1 protein-coding gene and 1 pseudogene are annotated in these 1,589 nt (G+C 46.8%); one reads left to right on the plus strand and one right to left on the minus strand.

The window, feature by feature from the left end:
• Positions 1-79: 79 nt before the first annotated feature.
• The gene (locus BCT81_RS28795) at positions 80-985 is read right to left on the minus strand and encodes a DMT family transporter (protein WP_102426644.1); all 906 of its coding nucleotides are present in this window, start codon (positions 983-985) and stop codon (positions 80-82) included.
• A gap of 138 nt (positions 986-1,123) precedes the next feature.
• On the opposite strand from BCT81_RS28795, the pseudogene BCT81_RS28800 reads away from it, so the two are divergent.
• A pseudogene (locus tag BCT81_RS28800) lies at positions 1,124-1,589 on the plus strand (DNA recombination protein RmuC); the annotation flags it as partial.

Raw genomic sequence — 1,589 nt, forward strand, 5'->3', positions numbered from 1 at the left:
TCATACGACTCGCCATTTTTGTATCTCATTTACAACCTAAAACGGCTAAGGTAATGATTTTCTCAATCAATCGACGCTTTTAGCTCTCATTAGCAACCGCTTTGTCTTTTGAGAATTTGATTTGTTGAATCACTAAACCGGCAATAATCAGCACTAAACCAAACAGGGTTGATGGGTGAATTTCTTCGCCGATAATGGTGGAAAGTAGCATTAGAGATATAAATGGTGAGGCGAAAATCAGGTTGCTGATGCGTGCCGTGTTGTTGGTGAGCTTCAATGCTGATAGCCACAACACAAAGGTAATTCCCATCTCAAACAGTCCAACGTAAGTCACCGCCATCCAACCTTTCGCCGTGATTTGGCTAAAGCTCTCGCCCTCGAAAATGGTTAAACCAATCGCAAAGGGTAGCGCCACTAAGAATCCAAGCAGTACGCCCACCACAGGGTCAGCCTTGTTTTTGGTGTTAAGGATCCAGTAGCCCGCCCACAGTAGTGTTGAAAGCAGTGCCAACGCGACGCCAAGTGGGCTATCGAACTGCATACCTAGTACATCACCTTTGGTAGCAATCACGACCACACCCGCATAACTGAAGGTACAAGCTACCCAATCTTGCTTGCGAATCTTTTGCCCCAGAAAAACGGCTGCCATTAGCGTTAGAGTGATAGCCCAGCTGTAGTTGATGGCCTGAGCTTGAGAAGCTGGCAGCAGGTCGTATGCTTTGAAGAGAATCAGGTAGTAGGCCAGAGGGTTAACCAAACCAAGCAGTAGGTAGTACCAAGGGTTTGATAGGAATGTTGTGCTTAGCTGAGAAAGCTTACCTTGAAAGGCGCAGACCGCGATCAGCGCAATCGACGACACAATGCTGGCAATGGTCAGCATTTGGATAGGTGAAAACTCAGCAAGGGTCAGCTTAAAAGCAGTAGCGACCGTTGACCACAGCAGTACTGCGGAAAGGCCAAAGCCCAAGGCACGACGTTTGTTCATGGCAACTCATTCTAATTGGGTGGGACTGAATACGGAGCGCTTAGTCTATCTGTCGAATTTTAATACGGCAAACTGGACATTTATCCAGTATCAAAATACCATTTAATGAGTTATTTCCAATTAGGCTAAATCATTATCATGCAATGGATTATCGAACATCAGGCAACGCTTATTGCTGCAATTTCTGGCGCACTCGTCAGTGGTGGCGTCGTGGGTTGGTGGGTTAAACAGAAGCTCTCTTTTCAGCAGCGATTGCTCGAGCAGCAACTTGAGTCTGATCGTTTGTTGCATGAATCTCAGCAGTCACAGCTCAAATCCTCTTTAGCAGAGGCACAGCAAGAGCTCGATGAAATGGATGACGAGCGAGACAAAGCTGCATTCGAGCTGAAACAAGCACACGGTAAGGTGATGGCAGCGATGGAAAAGCTTCGCTACTTCGAAGCGGTCAAACAAGAACGACAGCAGTATGCCGATGAGATTAACGTGCTGAAAGACCATAAGTCTGAATTGGAGGCTGAACTGCGTGAGCAAGAGGCAAGGCACGATCAAGAGAACCTTGCTAACAGTGAAAAGCTGCAACTGTTAGAACAAGCGGAATCACGCC

Origin of the sequence: Vibrio sp. 10N.261.52.A1 (assembly GCF_002876325.1) — a bacterium.
Lineage (GTDB): Bacteria > Pseudomonadota > Gammaproteobacteria > Enterobacterales > Vibrionaceae > Vibrio > Vibrio chagasii.

Coding starts and splice junctions, on each gene's coding strand:
- BCT81_RS28795 (WP_102426644.1), bottom strand. CDS start 985: ATGAACAAACGTCGTGCCTTGGGCTTTGGCCTTTCCGCAGTACTGCTG.